This is a genomic window from Flavobacteriales bacterium (assembly GCA_016124845.1).
Classification (GTDB): domain Bacteria; phylum Bacteroidota; class Bacteroidia; order UBA10329; family UBA10329; genus UBA10329.
Window position 1 is genome coordinate 1 of record WGMW01000017.1, and the last position, 14,682, is coordinate 14,682.

15 protein-coding genes are annotated in these 14,682 nt (G+C 47.1%); 11 read left to right on the plus strand and 4 right to left on the minus strand.

Features of this window, described 5'->3' with window-relative positions:
* Positions 1 to 253: 253 nt before the first annotated feature.
* The 9 genes from GC178_08575 (at position 254) to GC178_08615 (ending at position 9,246) form a co-directional block, all read left to right on the plus strand.
* Entirely contained in the window at positions 254 to 1,549 is a 1,296-nt protein-coding gene (locus tag GC178_08575) for an AAA family ATPase (GenBank protein ID MBI1287617.1), read from the plus strand.
* On the plus strand, positions 1,549 to 2,748 hold the full coding sequence (locus GC178_08580) for a tetratricopeptide repeat protein (GenBank protein MBI1287618.1): 1,200 nt from the start codon (positions 1,549 to 1,551) through the stop codon (positions 2,746 to 2,748). Before GC178_08575 ends, GC178_08580 begins: the two co-directional genes overlap by 1 nt.
* Positions 2,749 to 2,936: 188 nt before the next feature.
* Positions 2,937 to 3,542, plus strand: coding sequence for an SET domain-containing protein-lysine N-methyltransferase (locus GC178_08585; GenBank protein ID MBI1287619.1), 606 nt, complete (start codon positions 2,937 to 2,939; stop codon positions 3,540 to 3,542).
* A 135-nt stretch (positions 3,543 to 3,677) separates the two neighbouring features.
* Positions 3,678 to 3,989, plus strand: coding sequence for a tRNA (adenosine(37)-N6)-threonylcarbamoyltransferase complex ATPase subunit type 1 TsaE (gene tsaE / locus GC178_08590; protein ID MBI1287620.1), 312 nt, complete (start codon positions 3,678 to 3,680; stop codon positions 3,987 to 3,989).
* A 2-nt stretch (positions 3,990 to 3,991) separates the two neighbouring features.
* The gene (locus GC178_08595) at positions 3,992 to 5,212 is read left to right on the plus strand and encodes an alanine dehydrogenase (protein MBI1287621.1); all 1,221 of its coding nucleotides are present in this window, start codon (positions 3,992 to 3,994) and stop codon (positions 5,210 to 5,212) included.
* 25 nt (positions 5,213 to 5,237) lie between these two features.
* The gene (locus GC178_08600) at positions 5,238 to 5,987 is read left to right on the plus strand and encodes a rhomboid family intramembrane serine protease (GenBank protein MBI1287622.1); all 750 of its coding nucleotides are present in this window, start codon (positions 5,238 to 5,240) and stop codon (positions 5,985 to 5,987) included.
* 3 nt (positions 5,988 to 5,990) lie between these two features.
* Positions 5,991 to 6,875, plus strand: a complete 885-nt coding sequence (locus GC178_08605) for a rhomboid family intramembrane serine protease (GenBank protein ID MBI1287623.1) — start codon at positions 5,991 to 5,993, stop codon at positions 6,873 to 6,875.
* On the plus strand, positions 6,872 to 7,987 hold the full coding sequence (locus GC178_08610) for a hypothetical protein (GenBank protein MBI1287624.1): 1,116 nt from the start codon (positions 6,872 to 6,874) through the stop codon (positions 7,985 to 7,987). The genes GC178_08605 and GC178_08610 overlap by 4 nt, the downstream gene beginning before the upstream one ends.
* 38 nt (positions 7,988 to 8,025) lie before the next feature.
* Entirely contained in the window at positions 8,026 to 9,246 is a 1,221-nt protein-coding gene (locus GC178_08615; protein MBI1287625.1) for a hypothetical protein, read from the plus strand.
* Here the strand turns inward: GC178_08615 and GC178_08620 are convergent.
* Entirely contained in the window at positions 9,239 to 10,894 is a 1,656-nt protein-coding gene (locus GC178_08620) for an ABC transporter substrate-binding protein (protein MBI1287626.1), read from the minus strand. The genes GC178_08615 and GC178_08620 overlap by 8 nt on opposite strands.
* Before the next feature lie 124 nt (positions 10,895 to 11,018).
* On the opposite strand from GC178_08620, the gene GC178_08625 reads away from it, so the two are divergent.
* Positions 11,019 to 11,783, plus strand: a complete 765-nt coding sequence (locus GC178_08625; protein MBI1287627.1) for a TIGR02757 family protein — start codon at positions 11,019 to 11,021, stop codon at positions 11,781 to 11,783.
* 72 nt (positions 11,784 to 11,855) lie between these two features.
* Positions 11,856 to 12,806, plus strand: a complete 951-nt coding sequence (locus tag GC178_08630) for a T9SS type A sorting domain-containing protein (GenBank protein MBI1287628.1) — start codon at positions 11,856 to 11,858, stop codon at positions 12,804 to 12,806.
* A 3-nt stretch (positions 12,807 to 12,809) separates the two neighbouring features.
* On the opposite strand, the gene GC178_08635 is transcribed toward GC178_08630, so the two are convergent.
* From GC178_08635 to GC178_08645, 3 genes are read right to left on the minus strand one after another with little or no spacing between them, the layout of a single operon-like run.
* Entirely contained in the window at positions 12,810 to 13,415 is a 606-nt protein-coding gene (locus GC178_08635) for a lysine transporter LysE (protein MBI1287629.1), read from the minus strand.
* Between the two features lie 9 nt (positions 13,416 to 13,424).
* Entirely contained in the window at positions 13,425 to 14,348 is a 924-nt protein-coding gene (locus GC178_08640; GenBank protein MBI1287630.1) for a GNAT family N-acetyltransferase, read from the minus strand.
* A gap of 18 nt (positions 14,349 to 14,366) precedes the next feature.
* Positions 14,367 to 14,636: a hypothetical protein gene (locus GC178_08645; protein MBI1287631.1), complete on the minus strand. Its 270-nt coding sequence runs from the start codon at positions 14,634 to 14,636 to the stop codon at positions 14,367 to 14,369.
* Between the last annotated feature and the right edge of the window lie 46 nt (positions 14,637 to 14,682).

The following is a 14,682-nucleotide window of genomic DNA, read 5'->3' on the forward strand; positions in this document are numbered from 1 at the left end:
CCAGACCAGATGTACTGTCAATCGTGAAACAGTATGTCCATTCGATCGCTGCTCTGCCACTGACGAAAGGTATACTTTTTAGAAGCTGAAAGCGACATGCACTTAAAGTGCATAGTTTTAACTCTTTCTGTGACCAATAAACGAAAAGGCGATCTCAGACCTTTGCCCTTCTTTGTTGATCGCAATGCAGTTCATAAGTTCGTGTATTCTTGGAAGTTAGCGGTTAAATTCGCCCCACGTTTAAACTGAATCGATGGACAGAGAAACATTGGAAGCGTTGGAGGCTGCTCTTGACGTGACACCAGGAAATACAAAACTCAGAAAGCAAACCGCTAAAGGCTTTTTCAACCTTGGTGAGTACCAAAAAGCCAAAGAGCATCTTAAAATTCTCATTCAAGAATCAAGAGATTTTGAAGCCCGTTTGCTTTTGGCCGATTGCTACGGTAAGCTTGAAGAGTTCTCAACCGCAATTGTCATTTGCGAAGATCTCCTGGACCAATCGAATGACGCTGAACTTTTAACGTTGTACATCAACCTGTTACTGAAAGATGGACAGCAAACTCAAGCTGTGGAACAGTTCAAACGTCTTAAGCAAGAGAATCCAGAATGGCGAAATGCAGCTCTGGAAGGACAGCTTTTGGTGAAAGAACTTACGGGTAGTGAGTACGAGGATGAGGACGAATACCTCTTTATGGAAAAACCGAACATGTCCTTTGAGGATGTTGGAGGAATGGAGGACATTAAAGATGATATTCGAATCAAGATCATTCACCCACTAAACAACCCCGACCTGTATAAAGCCTATGGCAAAAAAGCTGGTGGGGGAATACTTCTATACGGCCCTCCTGGCTGTGGAAAGACCTATTTGGCCAAGGCCACAGCCGGTGAAATCAAATCAAAGTTCATCTCTCTTGGCCTTGAAGAGGTATTGGACATGTATGTTGGTAATAGTGAACGTAACCTTCATCACAAATTTGAAGTGGCACGAAGCAACAACCCTTGCGTCCTTTTCTTCGATGAGATTGATGCAATGGGCAGCAAGCGTAACGACCTTAAGCAATCCGCAGGAAGGAATCTAATCAATCAATTCCTGAAAGAATTAGACGGAGTTGACACCAACAATGAGGGTGTGCTTATCCTAGGAGCAACCAACTCTCCTTGGCACATGGATTCGGCATTTCTACGCCCTGGAAGATTTGACAGAATCATTTTTGTCCCACCACCAGATGAAGAGGCCCGCGAAAAAATCATTCAGATCCAACTACTGGAAAAACCAATAGAAAAGATCGATTACAGAAAAATTGCCTCAAAAACTGATGGTTTCAGCGGTGCGGATATCCAAGCCATGGTGAATCTAACCGTAGAGGATAAACTGCGGATTTCCATGAAAAGTGGAAAGCTTGATCTTATCACAACAAATGACCTACTATCCTCTGCAAAAAAAGTTCGACCAAGCACAAAGGAATGGTTCAACACGGCAAGGAATTATGCGCTTTACTCCAACGCTTCAGGAATGTATGATGACATCCTGAAATATCTTAAACTCTAATGGATCTTGAACAGATAAAACGTATACAGCTTCTTATTGAACGCAGACGCTTTGACGAAGCACATCAGCGAATTGTTGAAACTCTTTCTCAGAGCCCTGACTCGGGTTATCTGTATGCTTTACAAGCAGAAATTCATGAAAGACAAGATGAACATGTAAAAGCACTGAGTGCAATTGAAACTGCAATAGGGCTTGACCCCGAATCTGACTATATGTTCTTCATAAAATCTCAGATTCATGTTAGCCTCAACCAAAATAAGAAAGCCATGGAAGCGATTGACATGGCTCTTCAGTTGGACAACGAGGATGCTGACCATTACGGTCAGAAAGCCTACATCTTTTTTAAGATGGACGAACGGGAAAAAGCCATAGCGTGGGCTCGAAAAGGAAAAGAGCTGGATCCCGAGAATCTACTGTGTTCGAATATCCTCTCACATGCGTTGGGCTCTCTAGGCAATACCTCTGAGGCGGAATCGGTTCTTGGAACTTTACTGGAGAAAGATCCAGACAACGAGTTTACCCATTCAAGCATGGGATACAACTACTTGCGTAAGGGAAACATTGCCAAAGCAAAAGAACATTTCAGTGCCGCCTTGACTATCGACCCCGAACATGAACCCGCACGGGAAGGTATGATCGAGGCTATAAAGGCTACCAACTTCTTCTACCGAAAAGTTTTGGAGTACTCCATTTGGATGCAAAAAATGAGCGAAGGCAAACAATGGATGTTTCTCATCGGCTTAGTTGTAGTTGTGCGGGTGTTTCTTTTTCTGCTCCCTTTTTACATGATTTTTGTTCTGTGGGTTTGGTTTGCACGCCCCATTTCAAATGCTATTCTGTATTTCGATAAGTTCGGCCGTTATCTTATGTCAGGTCAGATGAGATTGGCCACACAGATCAATATCGGCCTATTGGTCGTTTCGTTGTTATCAGTCGCTGTTTTCACCCCACTTCTTGGCGTAGGCGGTTTGGGGCTCGCTGCCGCATGTTTTGTGTCAATCATTCCAATCCATCGATTTGTGGAGCTTGAGGTGAAACGGAATAAGTTGGTCATGGCCCTTTTTGCATGTACCTTTCTCCTTTCTGGAGTCGCTGGATTTGTTATGTCTTTGATTGGGATGCCGAATGACTTGACATGGACGGCACTCCTTTTATCCACTGTGGCATTCACTTGGGTTGCCAATCTCTTCAATGATTGAAAGTGGTATTGCCTGTTTGTCGCGTGGTTTTCAGGAATCCGTCAATTCATATGACCCAAAAATGCATTCGTAATTTTAAGCGGTTGAATTTCAGATAAATACAATAAATTCATGAAGATTATTTTTCTTGAATCAAGTCTAATTTTGACCCAATAATTCAAGCTGGACTTAGCGCTTGAGACATCAAAATGATACATCCAAAAACTGAACTTAAGTTCATCAGTAATGAGATAGGCTACGGAGTGGTGGCCACCGAATTCATCCCCGCAGGAACCATCACGTGGGTATTGGACAAACTCGATCGGGAATTCAGTCCGCTCGATTTCCAGAACATGGAACCGATCTACCAGAACATCCTCGATTACTACACTTTCCGCAACAACAACGGCAACTTCGTGCTGTGCTGGGACAATGGCCGTTATGTGAATCACAGTTTCAATTCCAACTGCCTCACAACGGCTTATGATTTCGAAATCGCCATCCGTGACATTCAGCCGGGTGAGCAATTGACGGACGATTACGGCTATCTGAACATCCCTGCTCCATTCCGCGGCATTGATGAAGGAACGCGCAGGAAGGTGGTTTACCCTGATGACCTTGTGAAATACTACAAGGTTTGGGACAAGAAGCTGTTGAAAGTTTTCGGCCAAATTCCAAAGTTGAACCAACCGCTACGCGAACTGCTGTCAGACAGCATGTGGAAAGAGATTGAAGCCATCTCTACAGGCGAAAAGCAGATGGAATCGATCCTGAAGAACTACTTCCCGCAGGAAAACGGCTTGGCGAAAAGTTAGGCGTATCTTCGCGACCCAACCAATTCGGTCGTGAACAAGGAATTCCGTGCATCCACAATTTCAGAACTCCTACCCGTTTGCGAGTTTCTGAAATTGCAGAGTGCGGATGAGAAGATCATCCTATTTTCTGGCGAAATGGGTGCCGGTAAGACCACGCTTATCAAGCAATTCTGCCAGTTTTTGGGAATTGAAGATGAAGTGAGCAGTCCCACCTTCTCGCTGGTCAACGAGTACGAAAGCCCTATTGGTCCCGTTTACCACTTCGACCTTTACCGCATCCGATCTGTGGAAGAACTCTTCGACATCGGTTACGAAGACTACTTCTTTAGTGGGTATCTTTGCTTGGTGGAATGGCCGGAGATGGCTTCGGACATCATTCCGGGAAACCATATTTCGGTAAAGATCCGAGTTGAAAACGACCAGCGAATTATTACTGTAACCAACTGACCATGACCAGCAAAGAAGGCAGTTTTTTCACCCTTACAGCTTCTGGCGGACTGATGCCGCAAGAAGAAATGTTGGAGATCGCCAAGAGCCAGCAGCAGCTTTTTATCGGCATTCCCAAAGAATGTACGCTTCAGGAAAACCGTGTGGCGCTGATACCGGAAGCCGTTGCGCGACTGGTACACAATGGCCACCGCGTTATTATTGAGACCGGAGCCGGAAAAGGTGCGCACTTTGAAGACCGGGATTTCAGCGAAGCGGGCGCGAAGATCGCCTACAGCACGAAGGAGGTTTACGAGTCGGACATCATTCTGAAGGTCGATCCACCATCGTTGGAGGAGATCGATCACATGAAACCGGGGCAATGCCTCATCTCTGCCCTTCAGCTTTCGGTTCACCCCGAAAACTACCTGAAGCAGTTGATGAAGAAGAAGGTGACCGCCATTGCCGTTGACTTTATCCGCGACCGCGATGGCGGTTATCCGTTCGTGCGATCCATGAGCGAAATTGCGGGTAGTACGGTGGTTCTCATTGCCGCAGAATACCTCTCGAATGTCAATGGAGGAAAAGGCCTGATGTTGGGTGGCGTTTTGGGCGTTCCTCCAACCGAAGTGGTTGTACTTGGTGCGGGAACTGTGGGAGAATATGCGGCCCGTGCCGCCATCGGTCTGGGTTCGTCTGTGAAGATTTTTGACAATTCGCTGCAAAAACTAAGTCGCTTGCAGAACGATATCGGCCAGCGACTCTACACAAGCACCATTCATCCTGACGTGCTGGCCAATGCATTGGAAACTGCCGATGTGGTCATCGGAGCCATCCGTTCCAAGAAAGGCCGAGCACCCATTTTGGTTACGGAAGAAATGGTGAGCAACATGAAATTCGGTTCGGTCATCATTGATGTGTGCATTGACCAAGGTGGCTGCATCGAAACCTCTGTGGTCACCAATCATGCAAATCCCACATTCACCAAGTATGGTGTGGTGCATTACTGCGTTCCGAACATTGCTTCGCGCGTAGCGCAAACGGCAAGTACTGCTTTGAGCAACATTTTTTCGCCTATGATGTTGGAAATGGCAGATGTTGGCGGTTTGAACAACATGATGCGTTTCCATGAAGGATTGAGAAGCGGGGTTTACACGTACAACGGTGCCGTTACCAACGAATATCTGGCGAAGACCTTCGACCTGCCATTTAAAGACCTGAATCTGATCATGGCAACATTTTAAGAACGATTAGGAAGTAGAAGGAATAATGAATCAGCAGATAAGACCCGGAGGATACAGTCTCTTACCACCTGTTGTTAAGAACTTAATCATCATCAACGGCCTGTTTTATCTTGGTGCCATTACACTCACCAGAAATGGTTTTCCTATTGAAGACTACTTGGCATTACACATGCCTCAATCAGTGTATTTCCGACCTCATCAATTTTTCACTCACATGTTCATGCATGACCTGAGGGATCTTAGGCACATTCTGACCAATATGTTTGCCCTCTGGATGTTTGGATCCGCTATCGAAAATGTCTGGGGAGGTAAAAGGTTTCTCTCTTATTATTTGATTACAGGTCTTGGTGCCGCTGCACTTCACTTAGGAGTCTCGGAGATTGAATTCTTTAATGTGATCAAATACCTGTCTTCAAATCAGATTGCTGTTCTGTACTCGACAACCCGAGATCAGCTCATTTCGCAAAATGGATTTGCAAATGAATTAATGAATAAGGGATGGGGACTTCTAAACCAACAAATGGTAGGGGCATCCGGGGCTATTTTTGGTATTCTCATGGCTTTTGGAATGATGTTTCCAAACAATCGAATCTTTTTCATCTTCTTCCCCATACCGATTAAAGCTAAGTATTTAGTTGCGGGATTTGGGATTTGGGAACTTTATCGGGGGCTTTCGAATAACCCTGATGGTATAGCCCATTTTGCGCATCTTGGCGGGATGCTGTTCGGTTATATACTTATCAGGTATTGGCAAAGAAACCGAACGCGTTTTTAGTGCATGGCGCTATTGGATGACATAAAATTCCAGTTCAGAACGGGGAATATTCTGATGCAGTTGATCTACGTCAACAGCGGGATTTTTCTGCTGATGATGATCCTGCGCCTAATTTTCTTTCTCGTTGGAAGTCCGTCAACTTACGACCTGATAGAGCATTATCTCTCAGTTCCCTCCTCGCCTACGTTGCTGCTTTTCCGTCCGTGGACGCTGATCACGCACATGTTCGTGCATGCGGGATTCCTTCACATCCTGTTCAATATGCTTTGGCTGCAGTTCGGTGGCACCATCTTTCTCAATTTCTTGGACAGCAAAAAACTGTTCAGCACCTACATCCTCGGTGGACTTTCGGGAGCATTGCTGTTCATCTTGGCCATGAATCTGTTCCCAGCATTTTCGGGTATTGCAAGCGTGGCGCTGGGTGCTTCGGCTGCCGTATTGGCCATTGTGGTTGCTGCGGCAACGATGGCACCAAACTATTTGGTGCGCTTGGTACTTATTGGTCCTGTAAAACTGAAGTACATCGCATTGGTTTCCGTTCTGCTTGATGTACTGATGATCCCATCCGGCAATGCAGGTGGACATTTGGGGCACTTAGGCGGGGCGCTTTTCGGGTTCATCTATGCTTCGCAACTGAAAAGAGGAAATGACCTGACGGTCGATTTTCTGAAGCCGATATTCTGGCTCAGAGACCATCTTCCATCCCGCAGAAAAAAGAAGATAAAAGTGGTTCACCGAAGGGCGAAAACGGATGCTGAGTTCAATGAGGAGAAACAGACCACGCAGGAGCAGGTGGACGCAATTCTGGACAAAATCAAGCGTTCGGGCTACGACAGTCTTTCTCAGCGGGAGAAAGAGATCCTTTTCAAGGCCAAAGACAAACTATGATCTCAGAACGGACGAAGAAGCGAGGTCTCTTTGAGAGACTCATGCTGGTAATCAACGTCTTTGTGCTCATTGGTCTGCTTCTATCCTATTTGGCGGGAATCATCAGTCCGGCCAAGTTCTGGCCACTGGCATTCGTAGGAATGGCCTACCCCGTACTGCTGATCGCAACCGTTTTCTTTACAGTCTACTGGATGCTGAACCGAAAGTGGATGCTCTTTCTGAACATTACGTTTCTGCTCCTTAAATGGGATTACGTACAGGAAACGGTACAGTTCCGCACATCGCCACCTGCGAGTTCGGAGAATGGAATGAAAGTGATGAGTTTCAATGTACGGTTGTTCGATCGTTTTGACTGGTTGAAAGACAGAAACACCAAAAAATCCATCTACCAATTCCTGTTTGATGAAAAACCGAACATTCTCTGCATTCAGGAATTCTTTTTCGACCACCGAAAGGGTGCAACACCAGTTGATACCTTACTGAATGTCAGTACGTTGAACTATATGCATGTGGAGAAGAACAGAGCTCCAGCCAAATGGAAGAGTTTTGTGGCATTGGCTACTTTCAGTGAGTATCCAATTGTTCAGAAAGGGGTCGTTTTCTTCGACATGGAACACAACAATATGGGCATGTTTACCGATGTGGATGTGGAAGGTGACACGATCAGAATTTACAACGTTCATCTGCAAAGCATTGGACTGCAAGACAAGGATTACGCGCTTTTGGATCAGCTGATTGAGGAACGGGTGGTACAGGATTCCAAAGAAGGAAAGCAGTTCATTCAGCAGATGGTAGGTGGCTTTAAGAAACGCGCAGACCAAGCGGATAAGGTCGCTGAGCATGTTCGGAATTCCCCTTATCCCGTCATTGTATGTGGCGATTTCAATGATGTACCTACCTCCTACGCCTATCAGACCATTCGCAAAGGTCTGGAAGACACGTACACAGAATCGGGTTCAGGAATCGGGGCAACTTACGTGAGGTTGCCGCTGTTCAGAATCGACAATATTCTCCATTCGGAAGACCTTATCGCCACCGAGCATATTGTTCACCCTCAAGTGATGTCCGATCACTTGGCCATCTCCTCAAATCTCACGTTCAGGACGAAATAAATAATAAACCTACGTTAGACTCTTTGAACAACCACTAAATGCGATCTCTATTAATTGTCCTCTGCCTCACCCTATCGACAGTCTATGCTCAAAAAGGAACCAAGCAGCTAAAACTCAACGATAAACGGACCGGCATCTCTGAAATTTTCAGGGTATCAAAATATGATGAAACGAAAAAAGCAGGAGCTTACAAGTATCTCTATTTGGGTAATGTCCAGGCTGAAGGAAACTATGTTGAAAATCTGAAACAGGGTTTATGGGTTTTCCGTCCCAACTCAGATTTCCGTATTGAAGGGAGTTATGAGAACGACAAGAAAGATGGCACTTGGAAATACTACAACAATGAGGTGCTCACAGCAGTGATACACTTCAAGGAAGGTAAAAGAGATGGAATTCAGACCAGCTACTTTCCCAATGGGAAAGTGGCCACCGAAAACACGAAGGTGGCCGGTACTACCGAAGGCATCAGTAAATCATATTACGAATCTGGACAATTGAAAGAAAGCACCACTTTTTCAGGGGGTGAGAAAAATGGAGAATGCAGGTCCTATTGGGAAGACGGCACGCTGATCTATGCTATCGAATACTTTCATGGACAGCCTATCACATTGATAAGTCAGCAGTCGGGGAATTTCCCCCTGTTCTATGAAGGCGATCTAAAGGATGGAAATGGGTCACTGATTCTTTATAGCTCAGACAATGGAAACAAAATAAAGGTTGCGGAACGTAATTATCGGGACAGCGTTCTTGACGGGCCGGTCATATACAATTCACAAGTTGAATTCGCCAACTCATTTACTGGTCAGTACAAAAATGGATTCATGGTTGGTGAATGGATATTCAAAAATGACGAGCGCTCTTACCGGGAAAAGAAGACATATTCGCTTATTGACAGTTTGAAACATGATGCGGAAGTGAATTACACTAAAAGTCTGGATGACAGATTTGCAATTATTGAGGAGATGCCATGCTTCGGACCGAACAAAAGTGATGCGGATCTTCTGAGGTACGTAGGACACGCGGTCAACTATCCTTCTTATTGTAAAGAAAATGGCATTGCTGGAGTTGTGTATGTTAGCTATATTGTTGGGATTGACGGCTTGCCATATGATGTGAAAGTTGTAAAAGGGGTTCACCCTTTGATTGATGCGGAGGGAATCAGAGTTTTAGAGGGCTTACCATACTACCAGCCTGGGCTTCAATCTTACATGCCAGTTCCTGTTCAGTTCACAATCCCAATAAGGTTTGCGCTCAATTGAGTTTTTTGCGAACAGATTTCAAACTCAACCCGTTCATGGAATTGGAACCAAGACCTGAAATGTTCTTGTGCACGAAACGTAGCACCTGATCATAGAACAACACCACAACCGGTGCCTCGGCCACAATGATGCTGTCCATTTGAGCGTAGTAGCGGTAGCGCAGGCTGTCGTTGGTAGTGGCAAGTGAAGTTTCGTACAAACGGTCGTACGCCTCGCTGGAGAAGAGCGTGTAATTCGGCCCGTTTGGCGTGAAGTTCTTCGAGTAGAAAAGCGACAGGTAATTCTCCGCATCCGCATAATCCGCGATCCACGATTTGCGGAAGAACGGCACCTGCGAATTGGCCACCAGCGCGCCATGCGTTGCTCCTGGATTCACCTCGATGGTGAGCTTGATACCGACCTCCTGCAACTGATGCTGGATGTACTCGCAAAGATCCAAATACTGCGATGTGGTATAAAGGGGAATCTCGGGCAACCCTTCCCCATTCGGATAGCCCGCCTCGGCCAACAGTTCCTTTGCCTTTTTAGGGTTGTACTCATAGCCGCTCACGCGGAATTCCTCTCCGGGCAATCCTGTTGGAAGAAAGCCATGCACACCAGGCGAACCGATGTTGTTTCGGATGTACCGCATCATCTTCACACGGTCGAAACCATAATTTATAGCCTGCCTTAACTTTTTATTATTCAACACATTAACAAACCCATCTGCAAGCGTATCTTTCAATAAAAATCCCAAATACTCTGTATTGAGAAACGGCTCCGATTGCATCACGATCCTGTCCTTCATTTCGGGTTGCAAATGTCCGTTGGGCGTAATGAGCGCATCCTTGTAACTGCCATCCTCCAAGCCCGAAAGCATGTCGAGATTCCCTTTCATGAACTCCAAGAAAATGGACTGCGGATCGGGGATGAACGAGATGCCGACCGCATCCAAATAGGGCAGGCGATCGCCCGAACCATCACGCTCAAAATAGCTCTCATTCCTGTGCAGAACGAGTTTCACGCCCTCGTACCAGTCCCAGTACTGGAACGGCCCCGTTCCCACAGGATGTCGTGCGAAATCCTTGCCCAATGCTTCGGTCACTTCTTTGGGCACCACCGAGCAGTATTGCATGGACAGAATGCCCAGGAACGGAGGGAAACCATGGCTCAGATAGATCTCAAGCACCGTATCGTTCAGTGCCTTGAAACCACCTTCCTTTTCCACATCCACCGCATTGAAGATCCATCGGCCAGGCGATAGCGTCTTCTCATCCAGAATGCGCTTGAAACTGTATTCGAAATCAGCGGCCACCACGCTCCTGCCCTTTCCTTCGGCAAAGAGTTCGTGGTCGTGGAATTTCACATCCTCGCGAAGCACAAACCGATACGTGAGCCCATCTTCGCTTATCTCCCAACGCTTGGCAATGCACGGCTGCACCTCCATGCGTTCGTCCAACTGCACCAGACCATTGAACAGTTGGCCAGTGGCCCAGATGTTTCCCATGGTGCGCGATTGCGCGGGGTCGAGCGAAGTGATGCCCTTGCTCTCGTTGTAGCGGAAAACCGTTTTATCGGAATGCTTTTCTCCTCCGCCACAGGCAGAAAAAAACAGAGCAACGATCAACAGAAGCCAATGGGAACGCATTCGGACAAATATAGACGCCATAGCCCACGATTTATATCGTAGTCTGTGGTGCCATGCTCCTTTTGTTTTCCAACATTTTTGTCTTCCTGACGAAGGAAGGAACTCATATCAACTGATTCCATTCATTTATGCCAATATTTGGGCAATGACCGAACTGGAGATCAAACAACTGCTGGATGAGAAGTATGAAGAATACTGCCATCCGCGTTTTATCGGCCCCGACCCGATCTCCATTCCGCATCTGTTTGAGGAAAGAAATGACATTGAAGTGAGCGCACTCCTTGCCGCCACCATTGCCTGGGGACAGCGGCCCACCATTATCCGCAATGCGGAAAGCGCAATGCAGCGCATGGGAAACGAGCCGTATCGGTTTGTGATGGAACATTCGGAGAACGACCTGAAGGTGCTGGACGGGTTCGTGCACCGCACCTTCAATGCCGAAGACCTCAAGCATTTCATCCGTGCCTTACGGCACATCTATTCCATGTACGATTCGTTGGAGGACATCTTTCTGGAAGGAATAGCGTCTGATGACTCGAACCTGAAGAACGCGATCCATCATTTCAAGCAGGTGTTCTTTTCCATTCCGCATGCGAAACGCACGCAGAAACATGTGGCCGACCCAATGAAAGGTTCCTCGGCCAAACGCCTCAATATGTACCTGCGATGGATGGTGCGCCTGAACGATAAAGGCGTGGATTTCGGTCTTTGGAACCGCATTCCCACTTCCATCCTTTCGTGTCCATTGGATGTACATTCGGGAAGAAATGCGCGGCAGTTGGGACTGCTAACGCGAACACAGAACGATTGGCAGGCCGTGGAGGAACTGGATGCTGCCCTCCGAACCTTCGACCCGAACGACCCCGTGAAATACGATTATGCACTTTTCGGGTTGGGAATTTATTCTTGAACAACGCACTTCATTTTATCTAACTTAGCGTGTCTTTTTTAAAGAATACATGCCAAACAAATTGACCCTGCCATGAAACACATGTTTTTCCTTTCGCTCCTTATTCTTTCTTCCGTTTTCAGTTATGGACAGGATTATCCATGCTATGGAGGTTTTTCGTTTTGGGGTGGTTACACCATCAGTTTTGAGGACACCGTTTGTGGCTTTCAGTTTTCAGAGGAATCTCCAACAGACACCATCAACATTTGGCAAATTGGACATCCAAACAAAACGGTTTTCACTTCTGCATATTTAGGGTCAAAGGCTATTGTTACTGATACGGCATTACCCTATCCGATCAATGACACGTCTTCATTTGTAATTATGAACGGAACTGGTTATGGCTTCGAATACGGTAATACTGTAGTATTGGCCGGCAAGTATTATGTCAATTCGGACTCATTGAATGATTACGGAATAATTGAATTCTCACCTGATAACGGAACAACTTGGATAGACCTTATAAATGATACTGTTTATAGTCAAAGTCCAAATTCGTTATATTATTGGTATTCTGAAAAACCTGTATTAACAGGCAATTCATTTGGTTGGAATGAGTTCTGGGTGAACTTAGCTGGATTTAAAAATGAATTTGAAATACAGTTAGATGATACTGTACTCTATCGATTCACTTTTATCAGCGACTCCATTGCCGACACCTTGGACGGGCTGATGTTTGACGACCTACATTTTGAGGATTGGGCGGAAGGAATTGAAGAACAGAAATTTCAGAACCTGTCATCGAAAGCCTATCCTAATCCCACCAGTTCATCACTAACCATTGAGTTTGACAATACACGGAACCAACTGTTCCAACTGAACATTTTTGATGCACTTGGGCGCGTCATCTATTCCAAAAGTGCCACCGACCAACGCATCTCCGTTCCAACAGACGGTCTCAATAGCGGCATCTACCATTATACGCTCACCAATAACGAACTCAGCAGGCGCGCATCGGGCAGGTTTGTGGTGCGGAAGGAATAGCGGTCACGTAAACGCGAACCACAGAAATCGGATTCCAAAACCGATAAGCACCAAGCCAATTATCTGATAGGCTCTACGCAGAATATCGGGGCGGATCAGCGTTTTGATGCGGTGGGCAAAGACCACCTTGAGGCTGTCGGTGGTGAAGATGCCCAACAGCGCTGCCGATAGAAAGAACCATAGCTCCTGCCCTGTTCCGAATCGGCTCTGCGCCAGACCAATGACACCCGTCCAAACCAGAAACACGAACGGATTGACGAAATTGACCAGAAAGCCTTTGGCGAAATACGCGGAGTAATGTCCCGCATGGAGTTTCACTTCGCTGTCCACGTTCACATTGGGTTTCAGCAGGTATTTGAGGCCCAGACCAAGCAATATGACGCTGCCGCCCAACGCCAAGTAAAACTGGTTTTCGGTGTTCTTGAAGAACGGAATGGCCCCGAACGAGCACAGCCCCACGCACACCACATCGCTGATGAAGATGCCCAGCGCCACCATCATTCCCGCCCAGAAACCATAGTTGAGGGCACTTTTGAGCAGCGTGAAGAACACCGGGCCGATAAATACGACCATTCCGAGGCCGACCAAGTATCCTTCGAACAACGCCATGCGGCTAAATTAAGCCTCTTTGAACGGATTTCGCTGCGTCCACTCTTTGGGGCGGATGTTGGTAATGAAGCGCTTGAGGATGGAATTGGTGATGGAATTGAGGTGTTTTATCATCAGATGATGGTCCACAGGCTCCGCTCCCATCGTGCTTTTGATCTCCATGGCCGTACGCGCCAGGTCAATGCTTTTTGCGCCATCCTTGATGGCATCATCCAGCAAATGGTAAAGGATGTTCTGGTAGAGGGAGCAATCCTGATTGTAATCGTAGTTCAGCCCCACAAAACTGGCATAGCTGTGCTCGAACCCACGGATGTAGGAATAGAACCCGATCAGCTTTTCGCCATCGAAAAAGCCCTTCACCACGAAGTGGTCATCGAGGGCGGCTTTCAGGTCGAGGAAATACCTTGGGTGGATGCTCACCATGTGAAAATCGGCCCCGGCCTCCACATTCTTGAACAGCTGCATGATGGTGTCATTATGCTGCTGAATGTCATCCACGCTGAATTCTCTCAGTGTAAGATGCTCCGCCTTTTTGATGGCCGCCTTGGCCCTTACACGGTACTTGGAACTGAAATCGTTCATCACGCTGTCGAAATCCTGCCAATCGGGGCGGATGGTCGAGGTCATGTTCGGTTGCATCTCAGACGATACCGTTACCGGTACCTCCTGCATCAGATAACCCGTGGCCGAAACCTTTACTGTATAGGTACCATAGGGTATGTTGGGCAGGGTGAATTTGCCCATGGCATCGGTAGTGGCAGACACCCCCAAGGCGTTCACCTCTACCGTGGCCCCCGAAATACCGAACGCGGTCGCCATATCGGCAACCGTACCGGTAATGGAACCCGTGCCCGGTGGTTGCGGGCCACCGCCATGGCCCGAACCATTTCCACCTGTGGAACTCTGATTCACCTCAAAGCCCCACTGCCCCAACTGCTGCTCGTTGCCTTTTTACATGCCCAATAGAATGTCGCGCACGCGGGCAATGATGTTGAGAACCGTGCCCTCCGAGTTCACATTCTGATCTTTCCGTTTACCCAACAGCCCATCACGGCTCTCTGTGGCCAGTTCGGCATCTTTGCGCAGCTGCTTGGCCAGTTCATTCTGAGTGTCCGCATCGGTAACGCGCGTTCCAAAGGCCGCCATGTCCAGGCCACTGAGCGGACTTGCCGCCCCATCGGCCGTGTGTTTGGTAATGATGTGGCCGGCCAGTTCGAGCATCTGGTCGGGATTTGTGGGTACTACTACCCTGACATTTTTACGTGCC

Coding starts and splice junctions, on each gene's coding strand:
- GC178_08620 (MBI1287626.1), bottom strand. CDS start 10,894: ATGGCGTCTATATTTGTCCGAATGCGTTCCCATTGGCTTCTGTTGATC.
- GC178_08615 (MBI1287625.1), top strand. CDS start 8,026: ATGCGATCTCTATTAATTGTCCTCTGCCTCACCCTATCGACAGTCTAT.
- GC178_08575 (MBI1287617.1), top strand. CDS start 254: ATGGACAGAGAAACATTGGAAGCGTTGGAGGCTGCTCTTGACGTGACA.
- GC178_08610 (MBI1287624.1), top strand. CDS start 6,872: ATGATCTCAGAACGGACGAAGAAGCGAGGTCTCTTTGAGAGACTCATG.
- GC178_08600 (MBI1287622.1), top strand. CDS start 5,238: ATGAATCAGCAGATAAGACCCGGAGGATACAGTCTCTTACCACCTGTT.
- GC178_08630 (MBI1287628.1), top strand. CDS start 11,856: ATGAAACACATGTTTTTCCTTTCGCTCCTTATTCTTTCTTCCGTTTTC.
- GC178_08635 (MBI1287629.1), bottom strand. CDS start 13,415: ATGGCGTTGTTCGAAGGATACTTGGTCGGCCTCGGAATGGTCGTATTT.
- GC178_08605 (MBI1287623.1), top strand. CDS start 5,991: ATGGCGCTATTGGATGACATAAAATTCCAGTTCAGAACGGGGAATATT.
- GC178_08645 (MBI1287631.1), bottom strand. CDS start 14,636: ATGCTCGAACTGGCCGGCCACATCATTACCAAACACACGGCCGATGGG.
- GC178_08580 (MBI1287618.1), top strand. CDS start 1,549: ATGGATCTTGAACAGATAAAACGTATACAGCTTCTTATTGAACGCAGA.
- GC178_08625 (MBI1287627.1), top strand. CDS start 11,019: ATGACCGAACTGGAGATCAAACAACTGCTGGATGAGAAGTATGAAGAA.
- GC178_08595 (MBI1287621.1), top strand. CDS start 3,992: ATGACCAGCAAAGAAGGCAGTTTTTTCACCCTTACAGCTTCTGGCGGA.
- tsaE (MBI1287620.1), top strand. CDS start 3,678: ATGGGTGCCGGTAAGACCACGCTTATCAAGCAATTCTGCCAGTTTTTG.
- GC178_08585 (MBI1287619.1), top strand. CDS start 2,937: ATGATACATCCAAAAACTGAACTTAAGTTCATCAGTAATGAGATAGGC.